Annotated in this window: 21 protein-coding genes; 12 read left to right on the top strand and 9 right to left on the bottom strand. The window is 50.1% G+C overall.

What is annotated here, in order from left to right; all coding sequences use genetic code 11:
* Window positions 1-212: 212 nt before the first annotated feature.
* A complete protein-coding gene (locus tag CWI83_RS01160; protein ID WP_126824566.1) occupies window positions 213-1,493 on the top strand; it encodes a citrate synthase in 1,281 nt (426 codons plus the stop codon).
* Window positions 1,494-1,540: 47 nt separating this feature from the next.
* Here the strand turns inward: CWI83_RS01160 and kdsB are convergent, their stop codons facing one another.
* From kdsB to CWI83_RS01135, 5 genes are read right to left on the bottom strand one after another with little or no spacing between them, the layout of a single operon-like run.
* Window positions 1,541-2,293, bottom strand: coding sequence for a 3-deoxy-manno-octulosonate cytidylyltransferase (gene kdsB, locus CWI83_RS01155; protein ID WP_126824564.1), 753 nt, complete (start codon window positions 2,291-2,293; stop codon window positions 1,541-1,543).
* Complete coding sequence (locus CWI83_RS01150) at window positions 2,290-2,493, bottom strand: Trm112 family protein (RefSeq protein ID WP_126824561.1); 204 nt, start codon at window positions 2,491-2,493, stop codon at window positions 2,290-2,292. Before CWI83_RS01150 ends, kdsB begins: the two co-directional genes overlap by 4 nt.
* 10 nt (window positions 2,494-2,503) lie before the next feature.
* Entirely contained in the window at window positions 2,504-3,493 is a 990-nt protein-coding gene (gene lpxK, locus CWI83_RS01145; RefSeq protein WP_126824559.1) for a tetraacyldisaccharide 4'-kinase, read from the bottom strand.
* Window positions 3,494-3,498: 5 nt separating this feature from the next.
* Window positions 3,499-5,256 (bottom strand): lipid A export permease/ATP-binding protein MsbA, encoded by a 1,758-nt coding sequence (gene msbA / locus CWI83_RS01140; RefSeq protein ID WP_126824556.1) that lies wholly within the window; start codon window positions 5,254-5,256, stop codon window positions 3,499-3,501.
* Between the two features lie 59 nt (window positions 5,257-5,315).
* Window positions 5,316-7,598: a DNA internalization-related competence protein ComEC/Rec2 gene (locus CWI83_RS01135; protein WP_126824553.1), complete on the bottom strand. Its 2,283-nt coding sequence runs from the start codon at window positions 7,596-7,598 to the stop codon at window positions 5,316-5,318.
* Between the two features lie 32 nt (window positions 7,599-7,630).
* On the opposite strand from CWI83_RS01135, the gene CWI83_RS01130 reads away from it, so the two are divergent.
* Complete coding sequence (locus CWI83_RS01130; protein ID WP_126824550.1) at window positions 7,631-8,167, top strand: DUF2062 domain-containing protein; 537 nt, start codon at window positions 7,631-7,633, stop codon at window positions 8,165-8,167.
* On the opposite strand, the gene CWI83_RS01125 is transcribed toward CWI83_RS01130, so the two are convergent.
* From CWI83_RS01125 to CWI83_RS01115, 3 genes are read right to left on the bottom strand one after another with little or no spacing between them, the layout of a single operon-like run.
* A complete protein-coding gene (locus CWI83_RS01125) occupies window positions 8,168-9,403 on the bottom strand; it encodes a lipoprotein-releasing ABC transporter permease subunit (protein ID WP_126824547.1) in 1,236 nt (411 codons plus the stop codon).
* On the bottom strand, window positions 9,393-10,103 hold the full coding sequence (lolD, locus tag CWI83_RS01120) for a lipoprotein-releasing ABC transporter ATP-binding protein LolD (RefSeq protein ID WP_126824545.1): 711 nt from the start codon (window positions 10,101-10,103) through the stop codon (window positions 9,393-9,395). Before lolD ends, CWI83_RS01125 begins: the two co-directional genes overlap by 11 nt.
* Window positions 10,096-11,373 carry a lipoprotein-releasing ABC transporter permease subunit gene (locus CWI83_RS01115; protein WP_241969845.1) on the bottom strand — a complete coding sequence of 426 codons (1,278 nt, stop codon included), beginning with the start codon at window positions 11,371-11,373 and terminating at the stop codon, window positions 10,096-10,098. Before CWI83_RS01115 ends, lolD begins: the two co-directional genes overlap by 8 nt.
* A gap of 88 nt (window positions 11,374-11,461) precedes the next feature.
* Here CWI83_RS01115 and mfd point away from each other — a divergent pair, with 88 nt between their 5' ends.
* The 10 genes from mfd to CWI83_RS01065 all read left to right on the top strand — a co-directional run bounded on the left by mfd (window position 11,462) and on the right by CWI83_RS01065 (window position 22,827).
* The gene (gene mfd, locus CWI83_RS01110) at window positions 11,462-14,935 is read left to right on the top strand and encodes a transcription-repair coupling factor (RefSeq protein WP_126824542.1); all 3,474 of its coding nucleotides are present in this window, start codon (window positions 11,462-11,464) and stop codon (window positions 14,933-14,935) included.
* An 11-nt stretch (window positions 14,936-14,946) separates the two neighbouring features.
* Complete coding sequence (locus CWI83_RS01105) at window positions 14,947-16,062, top strand: CsiV family protein (RefSeq protein ID WP_126824540.1); 1,116 nt, start codon at window positions 14,947-14,949, stop codon at window positions 16,060-16,062.
* 19 nt (window positions 16,063-16,081) lie between these two features.
* Entirely contained in the window at window positions 16,082-16,570 is a 489-nt protein-coding gene (locus CWI83_RS01100; protein WP_126824537.1) for a MarR family winged helix-turn-helix transcriptional regulator, read from the top strand.
* Between the two features lie 2 nt (window positions 16,571-16,572).
* Window positions 16,573-18,324, top strand: a complete 1,752-nt coding sequence (locus tag CWI83_RS01095; RefSeq protein WP_126824535.1) for an ExeM/NucH family extracellular endonuclease — start codon at window positions 16,573-16,575, stop codon at window positions 18,322-18,324.
* Between the two features lie 80 nt (window positions 18,325-18,404).
* On the top strand, window positions 18,405-18,962 hold the full coding sequence (locus CWI83_RS01090) for an RNA polymerase sigma factor (protein WP_157980347.1): 558 nt from the start codon (window positions 18,405-18,407) through the stop codon (window positions 18,960-18,962).
* A complete protein-coding gene (locus CWI83_RS01085) occupies window positions 18,952-19,332 on the top strand; it encodes a hypothetical protein (RefSeq protein WP_126824529.1) in 381 nt (126 codons plus the stop codon). Before CWI83_RS01090 ends, CWI83_RS01085 begins: the two co-directional genes overlap by 11 nt.
* On the top strand, window positions 19,329-20,168 hold the full coding sequence (locus CWI83_RS01080) for a PDZ domain-containing protein (RefSeq protein ID WP_126824526.1): 840 nt from the start codon (window positions 19,329-19,331) through the stop codon (window positions 20,166-20,168). Before CWI83_RS01085 ends, CWI83_RS01080 begins: the two co-directional genes overlap by 4 nt.
* A gap of 98 nt (window positions 20,169-20,266) precedes the next feature.
* Complete coding sequence (locus tag CWI83_RS01075) at window positions 20,267-21,634, top strand: alkaline phosphatase (RefSeq protein ID WP_126824523.1); 1,368 nt, start codon at window positions 20,267-20,269, stop codon at window positions 21,632-21,634.
* Window positions 21,635-21,712: 78 nt separating this feature from the next.
* Window positions 21,713-22,120 carry a 2-amino-4-hydroxy-6-hydroxymethyldihydropteridine diphosphokinase gene (locus CWI83_RS01070; RefSeq protein ID WP_126824520.1) on the top strand — a complete coding sequence of 136 codons (408 nt, stop codon included), beginning with the start codon at window positions 21,713-21,715 and terminating at the stop codon, window positions 22,118-22,120.
* The gene (locus tag CWI83_RS01065) at window positions 22,117-22,827 is read left to right on the top strand and encodes an SDR family NAD(P)-dependent oxidoreductase (protein ID WP_126824517.1); all 711 of its coding nucleotides are present in this window, start codon (window positions 22,117-22,119) and stop codon (window positions 22,825-22,827) included. The genes CWI83_RS01070 and CWI83_RS01065 overlap by 4 nt, the downstream gene beginning before the upstream one ends.
* On the opposite strand, the gene acnA is transcribed toward CWI83_RS01065, so the two are convergent.
* Entirely contained in the window at window positions 22,824-25,517 is a 2,694-nt protein-coding gene (gene acnA / locus CWI83_RS01060; RefSeq protein ID WP_126824514.1) for an aconitate hydratase AcnA, read from the bottom strand. The genes CWI83_RS01065 and acnA overlap by 4 nt on opposite strands.
* Window positions 25,518-25,578: the final 61 nt, after the last annotated feature.

The raw sequence follows: 25,578 nt of genomic DNA, 5'->3' as shown, positions 1-25,578 counted from the left end.
AAAAATAATGCCCCGAATACAATCCGACCATAGTCGTATATTTAATTTGACAGTTCCGCAGTACAAGTAATCTTTCTGTCATACTTTTGCGTAATCATACGGTGCTTGGAATTCAGTTTAAACAGTCGTTTGAATTGACAAGTACCGTTAAGATCGAGTAAAACTAGCGTCCTTTTTTGTGATGAAGCAGACTCAAACAAGGAGATTTCCTTATGGCTGATCGTAAAGCCACCCTGCAGATTGACGGCCAATCCATTGAACTACCAGTGCTTTCTGGTACAGCCGGCTATGATGTTGTTGACGTGCGTACTCTAGGCAAGCATGGGTACTTCACTTTTGATCCGGGCTTTTTGGCCACCGGTTCATGTGAATCTAAAATCACTTTTATCGATGGTGAGAAAGGCATTCTTCTGCATCGCGGATATCCGATTGATCAGCTCGCAACGCAAGCCGACTATCTCGAAGTTTGTTATATGTTGCTGCACGGTGAAGCACCAACCGCCGAGCAATATGCTGAGTTTAAACAAACCATTACCAAGCACACTATGGTGCATCAAGGGCTCCATACCTTCTTCGAAGGTTTCCGCCGCGATGCGCATCCAATGGCAATGTTGTGTGCAGTAACCGGTGCGCTGTCATCCTTCTATCATGATGACCTTGATATTCATGACGAAAACCAGCGTTTACGCAGTGCGATTCGCTTAATTGCGAAAATGCCAACGATCGCTGCCATGGCATACAAGTTCAGCATTGGTCAGCCGTTCGTTTATCCACGTAACGACCTCAGCTACTCTGAGAACTTCCTCAATATGATGTTCTCGGTCCCAGCAGAAGATTATGAAATCAGCCCAACCATTGCCCGGGCGATGGATCGTATCTTCACCTTGCATGCGGACCATGAGCAAAACGCATCAACCTCGACTGTGCGCCTAGCTGGCTCATCAGGTGCTAACCCTTATGCATGTATCGCCGCGGGCGTTGCATCACTTTGGGGTCCTGCGCATGGTGGTGCGAATGAAGCGTGTTTGCGTATGCTCAAGCAAATCGGTTCAGTCGAAAACATTCCTAAGTTCATCGACAAAGCAAAAGATAAGAATGACCCATTCCGTTTGATGGGCTTTGGTCATCGGGTCTACAAAAACTTTGATCCACGCGCGACCGTGATGCGTGAAAGCGCGCACGAAGTATTGAATGAATTGAACATTCAAGATCCACTGTTAGATGTCGCAATGGAGCTTGAGCGTATCGCGCTTGAAGATCCGTACTTCGTCGAGAAGAAGTTGTATCCGAATGTTGACTTCTATTCTGGTATCATCCTTAAAGCAATTGGTATCCCAACCAATATGTTTACTGTGATTTTCGCGTTATCACGCACTGTCGGTTGGATTTCACACTGGCACGAAATGATGAGCGAAGCGAACCAGAAAATCGGTCGCCCGCGTCAACTTTACACGGGTGAAGCTCAGCGCGAGTTCAAACCGCTGAAAAAATAAGTGTAAATTTCACTAATTAGTGATGATTATTAGATTTAGTCAAGATATCAGTCGAATAATTGCGAATTAGCACGGGCTAAGTCGGCAGGGGTATCGATCCCTGCCGGCGGCGTTACAATCGCCTCCGCCACATGAATCCGCTCACCGTACCACAGGACCCGCAATTGCTCGAGCGATTCAATTTGCTCTAAAGGGCTTGCTGGCCACTCGATATAACGCCATACAAATCCAGCCCGGTAAGCATAAATACCGATATGGCGATGGTAATGCGCTAACTGTCCCAGCTGCTGCTGCGCCATCCCATCACGTTCATACGGGATCGGTGCTCGCGAAAAATACAAGGCGTAGCCATTGGCATCGGTTACCACCTTAACCGCGTGAGGGCTCATGACTTCGTCAATCGACTCCATCGGTACCGCCAGAGTTGCCATCTGCGCAAGACGCTGATTCGCTAAATTATCCGCCACTTGGCGAATAATTTCTGGTGGAATAAAGGGTTCGTCACCTTGCACATTGACCACCACTTGATCATCGGCAATCGCCAGATAATCAATCACTTCAGCAATTCGTTCGGTTCCAGACTGATGGTGACTTGCGGTCATCATTGCGCGCCCACCAAAACCCTCAACCGCTTTAAGAATACGTTCATCATCCGTAGCGACAATCACCTCAGCAGCACCTGCCGCGGCAGCCCGTTCATACACATGCTGAATCATCGGTTTTTGTCCGATCAAGGCAAGCGGCTTACCCGGCAACCGAGTGGAGGCATAGCGAGCTGGAATGATGACAGTAAAACTCATGACGGCAATTGCTCCAATTCAGCACGGCTAAGCTCAGTTGCTGCCGTTAGGATTAATTGAGGAATATCATTTTCAACGGGAAAGCTAAGTTGGCAACCACGACAAATCAGCGCTGCTGGTTCGGCTTGTTTCAAATAGACCAGTTTCCCCTTGCATTGGGGGCAGGCCAAAATCGCTAGTAGTTCGGGTTCGATACTCATTATTCTCGCTCTAAACTATTTTTGCGCGGTGCAGTTGTCGTTCAATATGTTGCCAAAATTGCTCTGGGAAATCTGCTTCAACCCGTAAATAGTACCAATTTTCTTTGGCAAAACCTGCGCATTTGTCCGCATCTTTTTCGGTCATCACCACGCATTGATCGGGGTCAACTGCGGCAAAATCCGCAGCCTTAAAGGAATGGTGATCGGCAAATTCACGCTGGCTAAAGTCTTGATAGCCCAAGTTCTTTAGGGTGTTAAAGAAGCGCTGCGGATGCGCAATCCCGGCACAGGCAAGATCGATGTACTGTGGCGCGTCCACGGCTTGACCATCACTCACCCGATACCAACCGCACGGACGCAATTGAAATAGCATCGCCTCGGCAACTAAGGGGGATTCGCTATTCCCATTTTGCACCACAATCTCGCTGCGTTTGAGGCGGCTTAATGGTTCTCGCAGGGGGCCAATAGGTAAGCGCCAGCCGTTGCCAAAACCACGCTCGCCATCCACCACCACAATCTCTAACTGGCGCGGCAAGGCATAATGCTGCAGGCCATCATCACTGAGAATAAGTTGCAGATCTGGATGCTGTTGACACAACAGTTCAACGGCTTGTTGGCGATTTGGCGCAGCCGCCATTGGCACCTGAGTTTGTTTGGCAAGCAACAAAGGCTCATCACCCACCACTTCGACTGCGGAATCAGGCTGAACTAAACACGGAAACGGACCCGTGCCGCCATAACCGCGCGTTACGATGCCGACTTTGATATGGCGCTGTCGCAGCCATTTGACCAATGACAATGTGGTTGGAGTTTTACCGGCGCCACCCACCGTCAAATTTCCCACCACCCAAATCGGGACCGGTGATTGCCGGGTACGACTTGAGCGAATGCCCATTCGAGTCCGGATACTGCTGACCACCACAAACAACCAATGCAAGGGGAACAACACCAGTAGTAGCGGGTTTAAGTAGGCTTTATACCACTGTTGTTGCAGCCACATGAACTCTATTCCACCGGCGTTTCGTGACTAAATTGTAAGCGATATAATTGGTGATACGCGCCTTTACGCTCAAGCAACTCGGCATGTGTCCCCCGCTCGACCACACGACCATCTTCCATCACCAAAATCTCATCCGCACTTTCAATGGTGGATAGGCGATGGGCGATAACGATTGACGTTCGATTTTGTTGTAAGCGACTCAATGCGCTTTGAATGTGGCGCTCAGATTCCGTATCAAGGGCAGAGGTCGCTTCATCCAAAATTAAAATAGGTGCATCACGGAGTAACGCCCGAGCAATGGCAATACGTTGCCGTTGTCCACCTGAGAGCATCACTCCATTTTCACCCACCATAGTATCTAAACCAAGTGGCAGGTTATCGGTAAATTCGGTGACATAGGCTTGTTCCGCTGCTTGCCGAATCTGTTCAGCGCTCACCTCGCCATGGGCTCCATAGGCAATATTGTTGGCAATGGTGTCATTAAATAAGGTGACGTGCTGCGAGACCAAAGCAAACTGACGGCGTAAGTGCTTTAGCTTATAGTCATAAATATTTTCACCATCAAGGCGAATTTGCCCCGCTTGTGGCGAGTAGAACCGCGTCAGCAAGTTAGAAATAGTCGATTTACCACTACCAGAGCGGCCCACCAGAGCTAAGGTTTTACCTGCAGTAACGGTGAAACTGACATGATCAAGCGCTGGGGTATCGGCTTCATCATAACGAAACAACACGTCATCAAAACAAATCTCACCTTTCGCTCGCGTCAATGACTTGCTGCCCTGATCAATTTCAGGTTCATGGTCGAGCACCTCAAAAATGCTCTGCGCTGCGGCAATCCCGCGCTGAAAATCACTATTGACCGTGGTCAGTTGCTTGAGCGGGCGCAACAACATGATCATTGCGGTCAGTAAGGTTGTAAAAGCACCCGCTGACAGTTCAGCTAACATTTGTGGGAAGCTCGCCAACACCAAAACCATCGATAAGCTGAATGAAGCAATCAACTGAATCAAAGAGGTACTCAAGGTCTGGGTATTAATCAGCTTCATATTTTGATTACGGGTGACATTGTTGATGTCGTTAAAGCGCTTCGATTCCCGCTTTTGCCCTTCGTACATGACCACAACTTTGTGGCCATTAATCATTTGCTCGGCGGTCGTAGTCACATTCCCCATTGCCGTTTGAATCCGACTCGAAACTTTCCGAAAGCGCTTCGATACCACGCCTACGATTTTCGCAATCAGCGGCCCTACCACCAAAAACACTAAGGATAATTGCCAGCTGTGATAAAACATCAAACCAAGCAAGCCTAGAACAAATGCGCCCTCGCGAATAAGAATCAGAATCGCCCGACTCGACGCTTCCGCAACTTGTTGAGTGGTGTAGGTTATTTTTGAAATTAAATCACCGGTTGAGTGACGGTCATGAAAAGCGACGGGCAACTTCATCATATGGTCGAACAGCTGTTGTCGCAGCGTTGTGACCACGCGAAACCCGACCCAATTTAGGAAGTAGGTCGAAATAAAGTTAAATAAGCCTCGCGCTATAAATACAACTGGTACGAAAATCGCACCATAGATCAATATTTTAGAGTTTTGGTTGGTTAAGCCATCGTCAATCAACGTTTCAATTTGAGAAAAGAAAAAAGTATCGACTGCGGCGTAACCTAACATCCCAACGATCGAGAAAATAAATGCAGCTCGATAGGGTTTGATATACCCCATTAGGCGCCGAAAGGTGCGTTGCTTCGCGGTATTTTGACTCATGCACTATCGCTATATAAATGAATAACGTCTCTATTCTAAACGCTAATATGCCGCGCTGGCTAGTTATCCCGATCAAACCAAGCCCGACCGCTTGCCTGCCAAGGCTGCTCTGCAGTCCACTTATACCCATCTGTGTAAATAGATATTTGGCCGCCACGAGCGGTATCCAGCACCTGAATTTTTAACTCTGTTAAACGTTCAAGCACACTGCGATGAGGTTGTTTATATGGGTTATTCCGACCACGGCTGATAACGGCCAGTTGCGGACTCACGGTTTGCAGAAATAACCGACTTGAAGAGCTCTTACTGCCGTGGTGAGGTAACACTAAGACGGTCGCGGCCAGCGGTGCCAGTTGCGCCAGCAGCTGTTGTTCAGCCTTTTGCTCAATGTCGCCGGGATACAGCAGCGTAAACTCATCTAATTGAAATGAAATGACACACGAATCATTATTGGCTGAGTTGTCACCCACCTGCTGTGGATGCAAAACCTGCCATCTTACTCCCTGCCAATTGCCCTGCTGTCCACTCACGCACGGATACTGGGTGCTCGCTCCAAACCAACTCAGCTGTGGGTAGTGCTGCTGAAGTACTTGATAGCCGCCACGATGGTCTGCATCGGTATGGCTAATAAATGCCAGTTCGGGAGTTAACTTACGCGCCCGCAAAAACGGTAGAATGACTCGCTCGGCCATACTGCCTCCATGTTGGTATTGCACTGCGGTGTCCACCAAAAGCGCGCGCCCGTAGCGCTCTAGAACCATAGCGCTGCCTTGCTCAACATCGAGAATATGAAGAACCAGTTGCGGCTGATATAACCGCGGAGTATCAAAAATGTAATACCCCAGCACAGTGACTGCAATGAGTGCTGTGCGCACTCTCAGCGCCACCGGCAACAAAGCCGCTACCAGCACCATCAGTGTGAGCATCACCGAATTTATCTCGCTCTGATCCAGCCATTGCCATGGCGCCTCGGCAAGTTCGGTTAATGCAGGCCAGAGCTGCTCTAACGGCCATAATGCGATTTCCGTAAGCCAACTTGAAAGCCCATAAAAACTCAAGCTAAGAGCGCTGAAGAACAATAAAGGTAAGGTCCAAAACGATACAATCGGCACGACCAATAAATTGGTCAGTGGCGCCAGCATTGCCAACCCCCCAAACCACATTAGCGTTAACGGCCACAGGGCCAAGGTCAAAAATAGCTCGAGCCGCCAGAGCATGCGAAGACCACGCAAGCGACCTTGAATCGGCGTCCAACGCCACTGCATCAGTAATATCGCAGCAACAGCGCCGATGGATAACCAAAAACCAATTTGCAGCGGTGCCAACGGTTGCAATAGCATCACCAGTGTTCCTGCACGCAGTAAAATTCGGCCCGCTGACGTGCGCGTTCGTACCAACTTGTGCAGTAATACCACAGCGACCATCAACCATGCTCGCAGCGTTGCCGTGGCAAAGCCGGCAAGATAGGCGTAGCACAAACTTCCAGACAAACTGATCAGCAGCGCAAGCGGTAGCATGTTGGCCTGCTCACGTTGACTGCGACGACGATAAAAGAGCGGCAGTAAATAGCGACTTAGCGCAAATAGCCCTGCCGCGACTAAGGCCAAATGTAAGCCAGAAATTGCGATCAAATGTGCCAGCCCAGTGCGTTGCAAAACAAACCAATCTTCATCTCGCAAGTGCTGCCGTTCACCTAATAACAGCGCGGGGACAACCCCAGCTAGGTTCGACTCAAGCTGCAGGGATTGAAGCTTTTCGTAAATACGCTGGCGCAACTGAGTATTTGATTCGAGTACAACGCCGCTATCAATGCTGCCAAGTGCATCAATTCGTTCGCCCAGTAAATAACGATGATAGAAAAAACCACCTTGATTGCGTGGGCCTTGTGGGGCACGCAGTTTGACCTTAAGACGCCAGGTTTGACCGGCGCGCGGAGTGACTTGAGGGGGCGCATCATACCAGTTTAAGCGCAATAGATAGCGCCTTGTTGCCGTCTGCCAAACCCCTTGCAATTGGATAAAGTCATCCTGTTGGCGGGGGATTTCAGTAATGGTAAAGGTCAGCGTTCGCGATTGCTTGAAGTGTTCCGCCAGACCTTCTTTGCGACTGATTTCGCTGACAATCACCAAAGCGCCTGCCATCATCCCTAGCATTAACGCCAGTAGGAGTCCTGCAACTGTATGTAAGTGTGCTAAATTATGTACATTACGGCTCTGCCAAAACGCGACCAGCGCCACCAACAACAGTACCAACAGCGTAGCGATTGTTTCAAGTTGTGGTAAACTGCCGCGCAGAATTACGGTGAGGTAGCCCGTAGTGAGTGAAAGCAACCACCTATCCATGGTTTGTTGCACCTTACCTTTAAAAGGTCACTATGCCAAAGAAGTTCATGAAAAGGATCATGCCGAACCATGATCTGATCAAAAACAGTCGTAGCTTACGCATGTTTGGGAGTTTGTTGCACGATGCCAACCTCTGGCATCTGAATCGACGCTCTGCAGCAGGCGCGTTTGCGGTTGGGCTTTTCTGTGCTTTTATTCCAGTTCCCTTTCAGATGATTCTTGCTGCCGCTGCAGCAATTCCACTGCGGGTCAATTTGCCCCTGTCGGTGGCCATGGTGTGGGTCTCAAACCCAATTACCATGCCTCCTATGTTTTACTTCTGCTATATGGTGGGCACCTGGATTATCGGCGCTCCCTCGCAAGCCTTCAGTTTTGAACTGAGTTGGCAATGGTTAATGAACAGTATCGAAACCATAGGCCCGGCATTTTTATTGGGTTGCTTGATCTGCGGGATGGTCGCCAGCGCAGCGGGTTATTTGAGCATCCGCCTATTGTGGCGGCAGTCCGTGGTCAATGCTTGGCGCGAGCGTGCGTTTGCCCGCGCCGCGCAGTTACGCAAACCTAAGTAACTAAGATTCAATCGCTTTCACGATATCTAGCTTGGCGGCTTTCCAAGCAGGATAGATGGTCGCAAGTGCCCCCATTACCAAGGCACAAAGCGCAACAAACACCACGTCCTGATAATCTAACAGCACAGGAATCGTCTCGATAAAATAGACTTCTCCATTGAGCAAACTAGTGCCACTCATGCTTTGAATTGCAGTAAAAATCGTCGGCAAGTTAAGGGTAAACAACACTCCGAGTACTACCCCAATGCTCACGCCGCGCAGTGCATTTTGAATCCCTTGCCAGACGAACACTCGAATAATGCCGCCCTGCTTCAAGCCAATCGTGCGCAGAATACCAATCTGCCGATGCTTTTCTTGTACCGTCATGACGAGAGTCGAGACAATATTAAAGCAAGCTACCGCGAGCACTAACATCAGTACCAAGTACATCACTAAACGCACCAACTGAATATCGCGATACAAGTGCCCTTGAGTACGCATCCACGAATCAAGATACAAGTACTCTTGCAGTTGACGACCTAAGTCATTGGTAATTTGTTTAGCGCTAAACACATCATCTAAGACTAATTCAACTGCACTTACGCCCTGCTCAAGTCCAACCAATTTTCGCGCGGTCGGCAAACTGACATAGGCTTGTTGTAAGTCAACCTGACCACCAAACCCAAAAATCCCCGCAACCTCAAGCACGACGCGGCGAGGTTGGCGAAAACTATTGGCAATTGCCACTAAAAAGGTGACGGTTTCGCCCTTACTCACCCCTAAACGCGCCGCCAGGTTCGCCCCAAGCAGGACGCGATTCGGCTCTGCGAGTGCCTGTAATGCTGTACTTGAGGTATAACCTGAAATTGCCTGTTCAACCTCTAGGTCAATTCCGTTGACCTGCACGCCGAGAAATTCGGTGCCCTTCTGGAGCATGGCTTGAGTACGAATCACCCGCCGTGCCATGCGCACCCCAGGGAAAGCTTGTGCTTGCGCGACTAAGCCTGCAGGATCATTTAATTGTCCGTCTACCGCGGTGAACTCCACTTGTGGGATCAGACTTAGAAAGCGCTTTTCGAGCACCTCTTCGAAGCCATTCATTACACTCAAACCAGCGATAAATACGATACAGCCAAGCGCTATCCCGACCGTTGATGCGGTGGTAATAAAACTTAAAAAGCCCAACCCTTTGCGAGCGCTGCGCTGTTGCCGACGCAGCCGTTGGGCCAATTGCCAATACAAACCGCTACTTTGCATCGGTCACCAACCTGCCATGTTGCAGTTGGTAGCGGCGCTGGCAACGCTGGGCGAGACTGTAATCATGCGTCACCACTACAAATGCAGTGGCAAGCTCGGTGTTAAGTTCCAGCAACAGCTCGAACACTTGCTCAGCATTTTTATCGTCGAGGTTACCCGTCGGTTCATCGGCCAGCACAACCGCCGGATCATTAGCCAAGGCGCGCGCAATCGCAACGCGCTGGCGCTCACCACCAGAGAGTTCACTCGGACGGTGATGTTGCCGTGCTTGCATCCCGACTCGAGCCAGCAGCTGTTGCGCTTTTTGCTCGGCTAGCGAGTGCGATACTCCGCCGATAAGTTGCGGCAACATGACATTTTCAAGCGCATTAAACTCCGGTAACAAATGATGGAACTGGTAAATAAAACCGAGTTCCTGGTTGCGCCAGTCTGCCAATTGATTCGCATTCCAAGCCTGAATGTTCTGTCCATTAAAAAGCACCTCACCATTGTTCGGATGGTCAAGCCCGCCTAAACAATGCAATAGCGTGCTCTTACCCGAACCCGAGCTCCCTAATATGGCAACCAATTCACCTTTGTGCAGACAAAAATCAATCTCACTGAGAACCACTAACTGTTGCGTGCCATCATCATAATGACGACCGAGTTGGCGACATTCTAGGATCACCTCAGCCGGATTTTGCTCGGCAACTTTATTCATAGCGTAATGCCTCCGCAGGCAAGGTTTGGGTCGCTTTCCGCGCAGGGTAAAGGGTTGCAATAAAGGTCAGCATTAGCGCGGCAACTACAATAGTCGCGACCTGAGCAGGCTGAATCAGAACCGGCAAGCCTTGTGGCCCCATCAGTTCTTGCTGCACCCCAAACAAAATTAAAATATCGTTCAAGAAGAGACTGCCAATGAGCCCTAAAATAGTGCCGAGTATGGCCCCAACCATGCCGTTACTCATCCCCTGAATAACGAATAATAAATACAGCTGTGTCGGGCGCATACCCATGGTTTGTAGTAGCGCAATGTCACGCCGTTTATCTTGAATCACCATCATTAACGCAGACACAATATTAAATGCAGCCACGGCGATAATCAGCGCCAGCATTAGGTTTACCATTCTTTTTTCCAACGCCACAGCATCAAACAGCTCACCATAGCGATCACGCCAAGTTGTCAGCGACCAACCGGCTATTTCCGCCTGTGGCTGGAGCTGCTGGGCTGCATCGAGTGCGGTAAATGGATCGTTAAAATAAAAGCGAAGAGCTTGTACCTGTTGGTCTTTTAAGCGCAGCAAACGAGCCGCGTCAACGCCATGCATTAAGACCAAATGCTGGTCTGCTTCAGATTGCATATTGACGATACCTTGCACTGTAAATTGCCGCTGCGATGGCAACAGCCCCACTGGGGTATAAAGCCCTGCGCCAGCAGCTATCAGGCGCAGGCTATCACCTGGCCAAACCTCAAGCTCTGTGGCTAAGCCTTGTCCAATAATAATCCCGTAAGAACCCGGCTGAAGACGCTGCAGTGAGCCCGTGGTCATATTAGCCTCAATCAGCTCCAAGGGCTGCTGTGCTGACTCTTGTTCGCTAAACACCCCTTGAATTTGCACCGGACGCAAGCGCCCACCGGCTTGAATTACGCCACTCGTAGCAAGATGAGGAACCCGCGCATACTCATCAACGAGGACCGGGATCTCCGCGCTTAACTGCTGCCAGTCGTCGATCGCGCGCCCCGCAGTGGCGACCGTCAGTTGTGGAACGACGCCTAGGATACGCTGCTTTAACTGCTGTTCGAAGCCATTCATCACCGAATCGACGATAATCAAAGCAGCAACCCCAAGCAAAATGCCCGCAAGTGAAAAGCGGTTGATAAAACGCGCAAATTGTTGGCCATATTTTGCTCGGCCATAGCGCCAACCGATAAATATTGCAGCTATACTCAAGGTCATCCTCGGGGTGTTTTCCATATCGCTTGTCAGCATAAAGAAAACTGCGCACTGATCCAAGCAAGAAGTTTCGGTATACTGTGGCTAACTTATCCATGCAGTCGTTGTAGAGAATCACTCCATCATGCATCAAAATGTCCTCTTTTCAGGCCAAATCCCAGCCCAAGCTGGACAAGATAAAACCTGGTTAGAATTGCAAGGCAGTAGCCCCGCCTTGGCTATTGCAGAGCTCGCTCAGGCTGGTAGCGAGCCGGTCTTGATTGTTGCTGCCGATGCGCCCCAAGCACATCGGTTAGAGCTTGAAATTAAAGCTTTCGCGGCGGATCTCGAAGTGGTTTTGTTTCCAGATTGGGAAACCCTGCCATACGATAGTTTTTCACCGCATCAGGATATTATCTCAGAGCGGCTCAGCACGCTTGCGAAGCTCCCTGAATTACGCCGTGGTGTGATTGTCGTGACCCTAAGCACCCTGTTGCAACGGATTGCTCCTACCGATTATGTTGCCGGCTATACCCTACAACTGCAGCAAGGCCAACAACTTGATATTCATGCCTTGCGGCAACGGCTCGAGCATGCGGGCTACCGTGCGGTTCAGCAAGTTCTCGAACATGGTGAGTTCTGTGCGCGTGGATCCTTGCTCGATTTATACCCTATGGGCAGCAAAGTGCCGTTTCGGATCGATTTCTTTGATGATGAAATCGATAGTATCCGAATCTTTGATCCTGAAACCCAGCTATCGCAAGAAACCGTTAACCAGATTTCGTTATTGCCGGCGCATGAATTCCCGTTGACCGATAGCGCTATCGAGTTATTTCGTGGGCAGTATCGCGACCTGTTCGGCCCTTCAAACGAGCGCGACTCCGTTTATTACCAAGTCTCGCAAAAGGAGTTGCCAGGCGGCATTGAGTTCTATCTACCGCTGTTTTTCGAGCAAACCGCTACCCTCTTCGACTATTTACCCGATACCACTTTGCTGGTGACCTTTGGCAATATTCAAGGGCAGCTCGAACAGCTCTGGCATGATATTCAACAACGCTATGAGCAACGTCGCTATGACCCATTGCGGCCCTTGTTAGCGCCGCAACAATTATTTCTCGCCAGCGAGCAATTATATTCAAAGTTTAAAGCCTATCGTCGAGTTCGGGTGCAGGTTCCAACTGAGCACGCCAAGCCGGGCCCTATCCGCTTTAAAACAGCGGCGGTAACCGAAGTTGCCGTTAACCACCAGTTGAAAGACCCGTTGGCACCGCTTCGGCAAAAGCTCTTAAGCTGGCAGCAAGACAATTATCGTGTGCTCTTTGTCGTTGAGTCCGCAGGACGCCGTGAAAGCCTGCGTGATCTGCTTAAGCCGCTTAATTTGTCTCTTACTGAAATTGAACATCTTGCTGATTTTATCCGTGAACCGGAAACCTCAACCGCTATCTGGGTTGCTCCTATCGTCAATTCATTTGAGCTAGCAGATGCCAAGCTGGTGGTGCTCAGTGAGACTGAATTACTGGGCAATCGAATTGCTCAACGGCGGCGACGCGACAGTAGCAGCAACAGCCAAGAGAATATGGTTCGCAACTTGGCTGAATTACAAATTGGTCAGCCAGTGGTTCATATTGACCATGGCGTCGGCCGTTATCAAGGGCTACAAACACTCGATGCTGGCGGCATGCCGACCGAGTTTGTCACCATTGAGTACGCCGGCGGCAGTAAGCTCTATGTGCCGGTGGCAGCGCTCAACGTCCTCAGCCGCTATAGCGGCGGTGAAGAGAGCTCGGCGCCACTACATAAACTGGGTAACGACAGCTGGGATAAAGCCAAGCGCCGGGCGGCAGAAAAAATTCGTGACGTTGCCGCTGAGTTACTCGATGTCTATGCCCAACGCGAAGCGAAGCCCGGTTATGCGTTTAAGGTGAATCAAGAGGAATTCGAGCGATTCTCAGCGAGCTTTCCGTTTGAGGAAACCGATGATCAAATTGCTGCAATCGCCAGTGTCTATGCCGATATGGTGGCACCGCGTGCAATGGACCGGCTGGTATGTGGTGATGTTGGCTTCGGTAAAACAGAGGTTGCCATGCGCGCCGCCTTTATTGCTGCCAATGATGGCAAACAAGTTGCCGTATTAGTGCCAACCACGCTACTTGCCCAACAGCACTACGAGAACTTTAAAGATCGCTTTGCTGACTGGCCGTTTCGAGTTGAAGTGCTATCGCGCTTTCGCAGCAGTAAACAAACCAAACAAACCTTAGACGACATTGCTGCGGGCAAAGTCGATATTGTCGTCGGCACACATAAGCTATTGCAGAATGACGTAAAATTTCATGACCTTGGGCTATTAATAGTCGATGAAGAACATCGTTTTGGGGTGCGCCAGAAAGAAGCGGTAAAACGACTTCGTGCCGATGTCGATATTTTAACTTTGACCGCAACGCCGATCCCTCGCACCTTAAACATGGCGATGAATGGGGTCCGCGATTTATCGATTATCGCCACCCCACCGGCAAAACGTCTGGCGGTGAAGACCTTCGTCCGCGAATACGACGCGCCAACGGTGCGCGAGGCCATCTTGCGCGAGATTTTGCGCGGTGGCCAAGTTTATTATTTACACAATAATGTCGAAACCATTGATAAAACTGCGCGCGAACTGGCTGAACTCGTTCCTGAGGCGCGTATCACCATCGCCCATGGACAAATGCGTGAACGTGAACTCGAGCGCGTCATGAGTGACTTTTACCATCAACGGTTCAACGTGTTGGTTTGTACCACTATTGTGGAAACGGGGATTGACGTACCAAGTGCCAATACCATCGTTATGGATCGCGCTGACCACCTTGGTCTAGCACAGCTGCACCAATTGCGTGGTCGGGTCGGACGCTCCCACCATCAAGCTTATGCGTACTTGCTCACCCCAAATCCAAAACGGATGACCAAAGATGCGGTGAAACGACTCGCGGCCATCTCACAACTGGAAGATCTTGGTGCGGGCTTTATGCTTGCCACCCATGACCTTGAGATCCGTGGCGCGGGTGAGCTGCTTGGCGAAGAGCAAAGTGGTCAGATCGAAACTATCGGCTTTAGTCTCTATATGGAAATGCTGGAACAGGCAGTGAAAGCGCTGCAAGCGGGCAAAGAGCCGGCGCTCGATCAACTCTTAAAAGCACAAACTGAGGTTGAGTTGAAAGTCCCAGCACTGTTACCTGACACTTATATTGCTGATGTAAACCTGCGCCTAAACCTGTATAAGCGCATTGCCAGTTGCTCAAACCTAACCGATCTTGAGCAGTTGCAAGTGGAAATGATTGACCGCTTCGGCTTACTCCCAGAGCAAGCCAAAAACTTGGTGCGAGTCACTGCGCTGCGTAACCGCGCGGAGAACTTAGGCATTAAAAAAATCGAAGGCGGACTATCCGCTCTCACCATTGAGTTCAGTGCCCAGCCAAAAGTATCTGCGAGCTATTTGATCCAATTGATTCAAACTCAGCCGCAACAGTTTAAGCTCGAAGGAGCCAACCGTTTACGTGTTCTTGGCAAAATGGAAGATACTCAAGAGCGCTTGAAACTGGTAGAGTCATTACTTGATGATTTCGACCAAAATGCGCAACAAGCATAACTGGATAAACTATGACTGGCCCGTTTCGCAAAACTCTTCTGGCGTTGACTTCGCTGCTGACGATTCATACCAGCATCAGTCATGCCGCGGATCTGCCCGGTGAGCCCGCCGACTGGCGCTGGTTCGACGTTGAAGTCCTCGTCTTTAAACAAAGCGATGAGAGCGCTGCGAATACCGAACAATTTCCATATCTACTGCCGACATCTGCCGATGCAACCGCAGTGGATATGCTGACCTCTTATTACGTTCCTGATATCACCAGCTATTTGCACGCAAGCCCGCCCTGCGACTTTACCAGCGCCTGGGAACGAGGTTATCTCGAACCGTTTGAATGGCTCTGCCATCAACCTGAAGAGGTTGATCCCTATCGGCTCGAACCTCTGTATCAGCCGCAAGCTTGGTTAACGGCACAAGCGACTGCGCCGGTATCGGTTATCGACGGCGGAACGCTCGATATGCGCAACACTCCGCAAGCATTTTTATTACCCGAAACGGCCAACGAGCTAATCGAATTACGCCAGCAACTGGAGCGCAGAGGCACAGGTACAGCCTTGCTTCATATGAGCTATCGACAACCAGTGTTTGGCCGCGATCAAAACTATCAGATACGTTTATTCGGCGGAGCTAACCTTGCTTTCACGGCAGCTGAAAGTGAACGCTTAAGTCGTTTGGAACAAGCCTCAGATGAGCTAACGGCTGAGCCAGGAAGCGAGTTATTCGATGAGTTGGCGCAATTATTTACGCAGATAGAACAAGCGAACAGTCCCGTCTTTAATAGTGCCGTCGAGCAAGCTAATCAAGCCAAACTAAGCCTTGACCTCGCGCAGGATTCGGACAAACCATTATGGGAATTAGATGGAACGTTACATGTCTATTTAGTGGGGAACTACCTGCACATTCAAAATAACTTGCAGCTACGCCAAATTGAAACCGCTTTACCGGCTGAGTTAAGCCTTGCTATGCAAGCTGAGCAAACGCTCGTTGGCGCAGACTCCAGACAACTCATCCAAACCTATTTGCTGACACAACTAAGACGTGTTATCAGTCATGAAACACACTATTTTGACCATCCGAAATTTGGTGTTGTGGTACAAATAAGACGAACGGAATTGTCCGCACGGCGATAACCTTAACGAGGGTGTATTGATGGAAAAGTATGAAGAGTTGCTGCTTGCCTTGCGCAAGGTTATTCGGGCAACCGACCTCTACTCAAAAAAACTCAATAAACTGACCGGGTTAACTGCACCGCAATTGCTTATCTTGCGCGAAATTAGTTTTGCCGAAGACGGCATTACCGCTAGTGCCGTAGCACAAAATATTACCTTGAGCCCAGCAACGGTCAGTAATGTCATCGACCGCCTTGAACAGCGCGAATTAATTACTCGAACCCGCAGTACCACTGACCGCCGCCGAGTTGAACTGACCTTAACCGAGCAAGGTCGTGAGCGGCTTGCCGCAGCTCCACGGCCGCTACAAGAAGACTTCATTGAGCGTTTTCACGCCCTCCAAGATTGGGAACAATCACAATTGCTTGCTGCGATGCAACGGATTGCGGCAATGATGGATGCGCATCAGTTGGAAGCCGCTGAGGTTCTTGAAGTCGGAACCTATGAACCACCAGAGAGTGATAAGTAGTTATGTTCATTAGCACCTTAACCAGCCTGATGCTGGGTCTTCCACAGCCCGAGATGCCAGCGCAGTGCCACGAACCGAGTACCGCTATTGCCGCGGTGCAAACAAATGCTGCTGCTTCGCCCTTGCAGGATCAGCAGGTTATTGTACAAGGCGTGGTTACCGCAAGCTGGACTGCAAGCAAGCAACTCGGTGGTTTCTTCATTCAAGCGGCCTTACCTGATGCAGATCCTGCGACCAGTGAGGGCCTATTTATCGAGAGCAGCACATATCAAGTTGAACCAGGCGAGTTAGTGCGACTTACCGGAGTGGTAAGTGAAAACGAGCAAATGACGCGGCTGCGCGAGGTGGAATTGCTAAGCCGTTGTGGTAAGCAGGCACTGCCCGCAGCAGTTACCCTCGATTTACCGCTAGAAAACCAAGCATGGCTTGAGTCCGTCGAAGGTATGCGGGTCACGATTAAGCAACCGACCGTGGTCAATGGGCATTATCAATTAGCACGCCACGGCCAGTTTGATATCGCTCATCAGCGCCTCTATAGTCCAACCCAAGTCGCCGAGCCTGGTGCTGCTGCGCAAGTAGTCGCGGAGCAAAACCGCCAAGCGTTGCTAACCATTGATGATGCGCAAGCACCGAACTCTGCGGTTATCCCCTATCCGCCTGTGGGGCTCAGTGCCAACAATACTTTGCGCAGTGGTGATTGGGTGCAGCCATTTACCGCGATTGTGACTGAATATGAAGGGCGCTATCGACTGCAACCATTGCAGCCTTTGGTATTTACTGAACGCAACCCGCGTCCCGCCGCACCAGTCCGCCTCAGTGACAATGATGTTCGGATCGCCGCTTTTAATGTGCTCAATTATTTTAATGGTGAAGGCGAGAGCAAAACTTTCCCAACCAATCGGGGTGCTAAAAATGCCGCCCAATTTAAGTTACAACACGAGAAAATTATCGCGGCACTCACTGCACTCGATGCCGATGTGATCGGTTTAATGGAAATCGAAAACGATGGGACCGGCGCGCACAGTGCAATCGTCGAGCTCACGACTGCTTTGCGAACAAGTACCGGCCACGCTTGGCAGTTTATCGATACGGGTACAGCAGGCTTTGGCGACGATAGCATCACTAATGCACTTATTTACCGCAGCGACAAGGTTGAACCGCAAGGCGAGTTTATCACGACTTTTGCCTACCCTTTCAATCAGCGCAGTCGGTTGCCACTGATTCAAGTGTTCCGAGATAAGCGCTCAGGGGAGCAATTCAGTGTTGCAGTGAATCACTTTAAATCAAAAGGCAGTTGCCCTGGTGATGCCGACCCAAGTAATCATCGTCAAGGTGATGGCCAAGGTTGCTGGAACCCAGTTCGGGTGAAATCAGCCCAACAGTTATTAGCAACCTTGAGCAGCAGCGAACGCCTGCAACAGCTGGAATACCATATTGTTTTGGGTGATCTAAATGCCTATGCCCAAGAAGATCCACTGACGACTCTTGCCCAAGCTGGCTTTGTTAATTTAATCGAGCGATTCGAACCCAATGGCTACTCCTACGTCTTTGCGAGCCAAGCGGGCAGTCTTGATCATATTTTGGTGAATCAACCGCTGGCCGCAAAAGTGCGCCAGCTCAAGCATTGGGCTATCAACGCAGATGAGCCGATTGCGCTTCAATATCAAGCGCTTGATAAGTATCCAGATCGGGTTGATAGCAGCCCCTATCGTGCCAGTGATCACGACCCCCTCTATCTTGATTTAAAGTTTTAATCTAGATCTTTGTGATTTCTGTCACACATCCCCTCGCCACGGCATCTATACTTATTGAAACAACTGAGTAGGATGCCTTGGTGAGCACAAACTTTGCGACACAACTGGATCACAGCTTAATTAGCGCAGCCAAGCGGGGTCGCAGCGCAGCTCAGCGGGTCATTTTTGAGACCTATAAAACGCCTGTTTATCGACTGATTCGAGGCTTGACGCGGGATCCCGAATTGGCCCAAGACTTAAGTCAAGATGCGTTTATCCAAGCATTTCAAAAGCTCCCTCAGTTACAAGACCATAACGCGCTAGGCTCATGGTTAAAGCAACTGAGCGTGAATCTGACCCTTGCGCATTTACGCAAACCACAACGCCTGGTTGCAGTTGATTCAGCTGCTCTCGAACATGAAGAGTCACCACAGCCATCGCAGGCAGCGGCTGAGCGTTTGAGTGAGTTAGATGATCTGGAAAAATACCTCGAGTTATTGCAACCCGAGGAACAACAGATTGTTTGGCTCTATTTGGTCGAAGATTTTAATCACAACGAGATTGCCGAACTTTACCAGATACCCGCTGCAACAATTCGGCAGCGTTATCATCGAGCGTTAAAGAAGTTGCAGCAAGGAGTTTTAAAATATGTCGAATAAATCACCTGACGATTTGTTTGAAAAAGCCCTTAAAAAGCGCCTACACGGGCTTGCCGAGAGTTATCATTCAGAACTCGAGTGGCAACAGGTACAGCCACAGCAAGCCAAGCGAACCAGCTGGCGTTGGGGCATGGGTATCGCCGCTGCGGCGGTGCTAACGGTCGCCATCACCCAGCTCAATTTTAATTCGCCCGCAACTCCAGTAAACCAGAACACCCCGATGTTACTGGTCGAAAATTATCGCCTTGATGCCATCGAACAAAAAATTCAAATGGCGTATCTGCGCGGCGTGAGCGAGGCAGAGCTGCAACAACTTTGGCAGCAACGTGAGCTGCTCTTAGCGCAACAACCTAACGGGAGAACCTTATGAAGAAGCTGATGAGTGGATTATTGCTTTGCCTACTTAGCTTTATTGCAACGGCAGCGAGCGCCGATGTGACGCAAGAGCAACAGGCCCGTGAACTCGCGCGAGCTGCAGCCGTCGCTGCTGCCAAAGCAGATGGCGCGGCAACCCGAACCGTCCTACAGGAACCCGCTCGCAGCTATTTCGAATGGGGCGTTATCTTATCTCCGCAACTGCAAGTCATGAGTGTTAAGCCCGGCTCAGTTGCAGCAAGTATGGAGGTTCAGGTTGGTGATATCCTGGTTGGGATAAACTCTGAACGTAACTTGGGCAGTTTGACCGAAGTGTTAGCGCACCTAGCTGAGCTTGAGCATGGCCAGCCGCTGCAAGTGAGTTTGCAGCGCGGCGACCAAGAACTTGCTGTAACAGGTACAGTAACCGCCACAGTTGTTCCTGGCTGGCGGCTTGAAATCGACAATGAACTCGAGAGTGAACTGCTGACAACTGAGAACCTTGCTGGCTGTGGGCGTATCTCGATCTTTCAGCATCCGCCGGAAAGTCGTGAATTATTCCCGGTGAGCCTTGCTGACATTGACGGTGACACCTCACAAAATCACCGTAGTATCATTAAACTTCCCGTTGGGGAGCATACCATTCACTTGTATGAGCAAATCAGTTCAACAGAGCTTAGACGCAGTCGCAGTCTAAAAGTGGATAAACCCCTCACGATCACGATTGAGGCCAATAAGCAATACCATCTGGCGGCAGAGTTTTTCCCGCGCAAGCGCTTCGAGCGCAGCAGTCAGGACTATTGGCAGCCCGTGGTATGGAAGGTGACAGAGAGACAATGTGACACAGACTGAGGCGCTGTATTAGTCATCAATTTGTCATTCAGTTGTGGTACGATTAGAGGTATCTTTTGATGCCGAATTATTGGCTTTATATGTTGTGGTATTAAATCATGCGCAAATCAGTTTTATCGCTCGCTGTTTTGGGAACCTTAGCAGCATTTAATTTAAGTGGCTGTCAAACCACCGACAACGCAAATGCAGAAGTTGAAGCGGCAACCACGCAGCCGCCAAATATCATTTATATGATTGGTGACGGCATGGGCTTTGAGTTCATCTCAGCTTATCGCTATGCCAACAGCACCTTAGGCGCAGATACGCTGACTCCGACTGTATTTGATGATTTGCTCGTCGGCGCAGCTACCACCTACCCGGACGATGATACCTGGGTGACTGATTCCGCAGCCAGTGCCACAGCTTTGGCAACTGGCGTAAAAAGCTACAACGGTGCGATCGGTGTTGATACTGAACAGCATCCACAACAAACCTTGATGGAACTGGCGCGTCAGCATGGCTGGTTAACAGGGGCTATTTCAACCTCACAAGTCACCCATGCAACGCCGGCATCCTTCTTTACCCATCATCCGTCGCGGCGCGAGTATCACGCCATTGCCGACTCGCTCGCAACACCTATTGCGCCGGGTAAGTGGTCTTTTGATGTGCTCCTCGGTGGCGGTTATGCTGATTTCAGTCGGGCCGATAAAGATTGGTTACCTGAGCTGCGCGAGCAAGGCATGACCATCATTACCGAATTTGAGCAAATGGACGGGTTAACACGTTTGCCGGCTATGGGGTTGTTTGCTCCGGTTGGGCTACCTCATGCCATTGATGATCAGCCGCGCCTTGCCAGCATGACAACGACTGCCTTACGCCTACTCGAACAACAGCAGCGCGAACAGCAAAAGCCTTTTGCACTGATGATTGAAGGCAGCCAAATCGATTGGTGCGGTCATGCCAACGATATCGCCTGTGCTATTCATGAAATCGAAGATTTCGCTCAAGCTATTGCGGTCGTGCGCGAATTTATGCAACGTCACCCGAACACCCTATTGGTGATTACTGCCGACCACTCAACCGGTGGCTTAACTCTGGGCCAAGGCGGCGAGTATGCTTGGCACTCAGATAAAGTGATGCGGATCCAAAACTCCCTGCAGCACCTGACCACGGCGATGCTTGAAATGCCACGCAGCGAATGGCGAGATTACCTCGGGCCACGGCTCAATCTGGCATTTACTGAAGCTGAGTGGGATGCGGTGCTTAGTGTTGAATTTGCAGCTGATAGCTCAACGCGTACCCAGCAACGTCAATTGGGTGCAGTGTTGGTGCAACTTATCAGTGAACATACTCGTACAGGTTGGACGACGACGGGGCACACTGCGGTTGACGTGCCGATTTTAGCAGAGGGCCCAGGGGCTGATGAACTGCGCGGTTATCGCGATAATACCGAGATCGCGAAAGTCCTCTTAGAGCTGGTGAAGTAACCTCAATCAGCTCGGGATGACGATCTATCTGCGCTTTAACTGCGTAGTGTATGCAGGTTCAGACGACAGGAAATTCTCATGTACCGGTACCTATGCAGTTTAGGCGCGAATATCGAACCCAAGCAAAACTTTGCCAGAGTCCAACAACGACTTGAGCCTCTGGGAGAGGTGTTTTACTCAGCGGTTATCACCACCAAGCCCGTTGCCATGGAATCAAATTCAGACTTCCTCAACGGTTTGTTTGTGATTGAAACCGAACTCTCTGCAACTGAGCTAAAACTTGAGTTCAATCAAATCGAAATTGAATTCGGTCGAGATCGCGAAGATCCTCGTTGCAGCATTCTTGATCGACCTATGGATATCGATATTCTTGGGCCCTACTCTGACCAAGTCTGGGCGCAAGTCCCGAGCTATTTGCGTACTCTTGGTGCTGAATTCAAGCAACAATTTGAAACCCACAATGCATCTCAGGAGCTTCAACTGTGACTCAGAAAGTAGCTGTTATTACCGGTGCCGGAAGACGTTTTGGCTTTGAGTTAGCCAAAGCTTTACTCGCTGAAAATTATATCGTTCTCGCTCATTACAACACCTCTCGCGCAGGCATTGATGAACTCGAGCAACTCGGTGCCATAGGTTTACAGGCGGATTTAAGCGATCTGCAAGAGGTCAAGCGACTGATTCGTGCTATTCAGAGCCACACGTTAAAAGTTGATTTGTTAGTCAACAATGCCTCGTGTTTTTTCAATAATCAAACCGTAGATGCAGATCTTGCTAATCTCGATGCCGTTTTTCGAGTGCATGCTATGGCGCCTTATCTACTGATCCATTATTTGCAAAGTGAGTTTGAGGCGGCTGATGACGCCTTAGTGGTAAATATTACTGATATCTATGTTGATAGCCCTTCACCACAATATATTGCTTATTGTGCGGCGAAAGCCGGTCTTGCGAGCCTCACTCAGAGCTTTGCGAAAACACTCGCCCCGCATGTGCGCGTTAATGCGATTCAGCCCGGCCCTATTCTATTTCTGCCTGAGCATGATTCCGAGCATCGTCGCACCGTGCTCGAGCAAACCCCATTGAAAGTAGAAGGTGGACTTCAGCCCATGATTGAAGCGGTGCGCTTTTTACGCGACAATCGCTTCATCACGGGTGAGTCCATTAAAGTTGATGGAGGGCGCGCACTCAATATTTAGTGCGCTTTAATCATCTCCCGCAAAACATAGTGCAAGATACCGCCGCTGCGATAATAGGCAAGTTCATTGCCGGTATCGATGCGGCATTTGACCGTGAACTGCTTATCTTTGCCATCGTCAGTTACGGCTTTGACCTGGAGTTCAGCACCGGTCGTTAAATCACTCAGACCTTCGATGGTCAATACCTCGTGTCCTGTTAAACCAAGTGATTCAACCGATTCTCCGGGCATAAACTGCAACGGTAACACGCCCATCCCGACTAGGTTAGAGCGATGGATGCGTTCGAAGCTTTCCGCAATAACTGCTTTTACCCCCAGCAATCGGGTTCCTTTCGCCGCCCAGTCACGACTTGAGCCAGTGCCGTATTCCTTGCCCGCTAATACCACCAGCGGGGTTTGCTCCGCTTGGTAGCGCATCGCTGCATCGTAAATCGACATTTGCTCATGCGATGGAATATGGAGCGTGTACCCCCCTTCAACGCCATCTAGCAATTGGTTTTTGATACGGACGTTAGCAAACGTACCTCGCATCATTACCTCATGATTACCCCGGCGTGAGCCATAGCTATTGAAATCACTCGGCGCGACACCATTGTCTTGTAGATATTGACCGGCTGGCGAATCCGCTTTGATGGAGCCTGCCGGCGAAATATGGTCGGTGGTAATCGAGTCACCAAATTTCGCCAGTACCCGAGCATTTTCGATACGCTCAACGACCTCAAGAGGTTGGTCGATGCCTTCAAAAAATGGTGGGTTTTTGACGTAGGTGGAATCATCACGCCAATCATAGGTTTTTCCTTCACCAATAGGGATCGCGCGCCAATCTTCATCACCACTGAAAACATCCGCATATTCGCGACGGAACATCTCGCCATCCACCAGCGCAACTGCTTCGGCAATTTCATGACTAGTGGGCCAAATATCGCGCAAATAAACCGGCTGTTCGTTGCTATCAACGCCAAGTGGTTCACTACTCAAATCAATATGGGTCGTACCGGCCAAGGCATAAGCCACCACCAGCGGTGGCGAAGCAAGCCAGTTGGCGCGCACTTCAGGGTGCACCCGACCTTCGAAGTTACGGTTCCCAGACAGTACTGACGATACCGTTAAATTGCCCTTTTGAATTGCTTCGCTTATGACCTCTGGTAATGGTCCAGAGTTACCGATACAGGTGGTACATCCATAGCCTACGAGATTAAAGCCGAGCTTATCGAGATATTCAGATAAGCCTGCTTTACTGAGGTAATCGGTGACTACTTTTGAGCCGGGGGCGAGTGATGATTTCACCCAAGGCTTGCGCATTAAGCCCCTTTCTACGGCCTTTTTCGCGACTAAGCCTGCCGCCATCAACACACTCGGGTTGGAGGTGTTGGTACAGGAGGTAATGGCGGCAATGACTACGTCACCATGATTGAGCGTATAGCCTTGCCCAGCAACTTCAACACCCTCATCGCTGCTGGCTTGACCGGAGTTGGCGAGCATCAGATCAAGTTGTGGTTTCAACTCAGTTAATGCCACCCGATCTTGTGGCCGTTTCGGTCCGGCCAGTGAGGCAACTACCGTATTCAAATCAAGCTCAAGGGTGTCGCTAAAGACGGGTTCACTGCCTTCATCGCGCCAAAAACCTTGCGCTTTTGCATAGGCCTCTACTAAATCCACAGTCTGCTCAGAGCGACCAGAGAGTCGCAGATATCGTAAAGTTTCCTGATCAACTGGGAAAAAGCCACAGGTCGCGCCATATTCAGGCGCCATATTGGCAATTGTCGCGCGATCCGCCAACGGTAGATGCGCTAACCCAGGACCATAGAATTCGACAAACTTACCCACTACCCCACGCTCACGCAGCATTTGGGTCACAGTTAACACTAAATCGGTCGCGGTCACTCCCTCTGGCAGCTTACCGGTGAGACGCATGCCGACTACTTCCGGAATCAACATGGAAACGGGCTGACCGAGCATGGCAGCTTCTGCTTCAATCCCACCCACTCCCCAGCCAAGGACGCCCAAACCATTGATCATGGTGGTATGCGAATCAGTTCCCACTAAGGTATCTGGCATCACCACAGTGCGACCGTCTTGTTCTTCGGTCCAAGCAACTTTTGCTAAATATTCCAAGTTCACCTGGTGGCAAATACCGGTACCCGGTGGCACCACACTAAAGTTTTTAAAGGCACTTTGGCCCCAACGCAAAAACTGGTAGCGCTCAAAATTGCGCTCCATCTCGATTTTGACGTTTTCGGCAAATGCTTCGGGAGTTGCAAACTTATCCACCATCACAGAATGGTCAATGACTAAATCGACCGCAGATAATGGGTTGATTTGCTCTGGGTCGTGGCCAGCTTTAGCGACCGCATCACGCATTGCTGCAAGATCGACAACGGCTGGAACACCGGTGAAATCCTGCATCAACACACGAGCAGGTCGATATTGAATTTCAGTGTTTGAGCGGCGCTCTTTTAACCATTCAGCAATGGCCTCAATATCGGCACGGGTGACAGTGTCTCCATCTTCATTGCGCAACAGGTTCTCGAGCAACACCTTCATTGACACCGGTAATTGAGAAATATCACCAATATCTGCCAGCTCCTCTGCAGCCTTGGCTAGACTGAAGTAATGATACTCTTTGCCTTGCACATCTAAGGTTCTTGCCGTTCCTAAACTATCCACACGGTTACGAGTTTTGGCACTCATTATTCCCTCCTGCTGTCATCATTGACCTGCATACACTATGAGCATCAGCGCGGCAAAGATC

Source organism: Pseudidiomarina taiwanensis, from assembly GCF_003987435.1.
Taxonomy (GTDB): domain Bacteria; phylum Pseudomonadota; class Gammaproteobacteria; order Enterobacterales; family Alteromonadaceae; genus Pseudidiomarina; species Pseudidiomarina taiwanensis.
This window is presented reverse-complemented; position numbering and strand designations above follow the sequence as displayed.

Excerpts from the sequence above, each read along its gene's own strand:
- CWI83_RS01160 (WP_126824566.1), top strand. The coding sequence starts at position 213 with ATGGCTGATCGTAAAGCCACCCTGCAGATTGACGGCCAATCCATTGAA.
- kdsB (WP_126824564.1), bottom strand. The coding sequence starts at position 2,293 with ATGAGTTTTACTGTCATCATTCCAGCTCGCTATGCCTCCACTCGGTTG.
- CWI83_RS01150 (WP_126824561.1), bottom strand. The coding sequence starts at position 2,493 with ATGAGTATCGAACCCGAACTACTAGCGATTTTGGCCTGCCCCCAATGC.
- lpxK (WP_126824559.1), bottom strand. The coding sequence starts at position 3,493 with ATGTGGCTGCAACAACAGTGGTATAAAGCCTACTTAAACCCGCTACTA.
- msbA (WP_126824556.1), bottom strand. The coding sequence starts at position 5,256 with ATGAGTCAAAATACCGCGAAGCAACGCACCTTTCGGCGCCTAATGGGG.
- CWI83_RS01135 (WP_126824553.1), bottom strand. The coding sequence starts at position 7,598 with ATGGATAGGTGGTTGCTTTCACTCACTACGGGCTACCTCACCGTAATT.
- CWI83_RS01130 (WP_126824550.1), top strand. The coding sequence starts at position 7,631 with ATGCCAAAGAAGTTCATGAAAAGGATCATGCCGAACCATGATCTGATC.
- CWI83_RS01125 (WP_126824547.1), bottom strand. The coding sequence starts at position 9,403 with ATGCAAAGTAGCGGTTTGTATTGGCAATTGGCCCAACGGCTGCGTCGG.
- lolD (WP_126824545.1), bottom strand. The coding sequence starts at position 10,103 with ATGAATAAAGTTGCCGAGCAAAATCCGGCTGAGGTGATCCTAGAATGT.
- CWI83_RS01115 (WP_241969845.1), bottom strand. The coding sequence starts at position 11,373 with ATGCTGACAAGCGATATGGAAAACACCCCGAGGATGACCTTGAGTATA.
- mfd (WP_126824542.1), top strand. The coding sequence starts at position 11,462 with ATGCATCAAAATGTCCTCTTTTCAGGCCAAATCCCAGCCCAAGCTGGA.
- CWI83_RS01105 (WP_126824540.1), top strand. The coding sequence starts at position 14,947 with ATGACTGGCCCGTTTCGCAAAACTCTTCTGGCGTTGACTTCGCTGCTG.
- CWI83_RS01100 (WP_126824537.1), top strand. The coding sequence starts at position 16,082 with ATGGAAAAGTATGAAGAGTTGCTGCTTGCCTTGCGCAAGGTTATTCGG.
- CWI83_RS01095 (WP_126824535.1), top strand. The coding sequence starts at position 16,573 with ATGTTCATTAGCACCTTAACCAGCCTGATGCTGGGTCTTCCACAGCCC.
- CWI83_RS01085 (WP_126824529.1), top strand. The coding sequence starts at position 18,952 with ATGTCGAATAAATCACCTGACGATTTGTTTGAAAAAGCCCTTAAAAAG.
- CWI83_RS01080 (WP_126824526.1), top strand. The coding sequence starts at position 19,329 with ATGAAGAAGCTGATGAGTGGATTATTGCTTTGCCTACTTAGCTTTATT.
- CWI83_RS01075 (WP_126824523.1), top strand. The coding sequence starts at position 20,267 with ATGCGCAAATCAGTTTTATCGCTCGCTGTTTTGGGAACCTTAGCAGCA.
- CWI83_RS01070 (WP_126824520.1), top strand. The coding sequence starts at position 21,713 with ATGTACCGGTACCTATGCAGTTTAGGCGCGAATATCGAACCCAAGCAA.
- acnA (WP_126824514.1), bottom strand. The coding sequence starts at position 25,517 with ATGAGTGCCAAAACTCGTAACCGTGTGGATAGTTTAGGAACGGCAAGA.